The organism is Pauljensenia sp. UMB6358 (assembly GCF_030216865.1).
Lineage (GTDB): Bacteria > Actinomycetota > Actinomycetes > Actinomycetales > Actinomycetaceae > Pauljensenia > Pauljensenia turicensis_A.
In genome coordinates this window covers 1-242 of record NZ_JASOMS010000261.1, presented here as the reverse complement: position 1 = coordinate 242, position 242 = coordinate 1, and the positions used below count along the sequence as shown (strand labels likewise).

The 242-nt window shown below is 56.2% G+C and carries 1 protein-coding gene and 1 pseudogene; both read left to right on the top strand.

The genetic code is table 11. The annotated features are described in order from the left end of the window. Positions 1-152: 50S ribosomal protein L6 (gene rplF, locus QP381_RS09405; RefSeq protein WP_285068779.1), on the top strand; the 152-nt coding region annotated here is incomplete at its 5' end. Further along, positions 152-242 (top strand): annotated as a pseudogene (locus QP381_RS09400) (50S ribosomal protein L18); the annotation flags it as partial. The gene rplF and the pseudogene QP381_RS09400, both read left to right, overlap by 1 nt.

Below are 242 nucleotides of genomic sequence, written 5' to 3'. Positions count from 1 at the left end.
ATAAGTTCACCGTCTCTGGTATCAGCAAGGAGCTCGTCGGCGAAGTTGCAGCTAACATTCGTAAGCTGCGCGCGCCTGAACCCTACAAGGGCAAGGGCATCCGCTATGCGGGTGAACACGTACGCCGCAAGGCCGGAAAGGCAGGTAAGTAATGTCTTACTCTGTAAAAGGCAAAGGTAAGGTAGCCGCTCGTAAGCGCCGTCATCTGCGCGTTCGTAAGCGCGTATTCGGCACCACCGAGC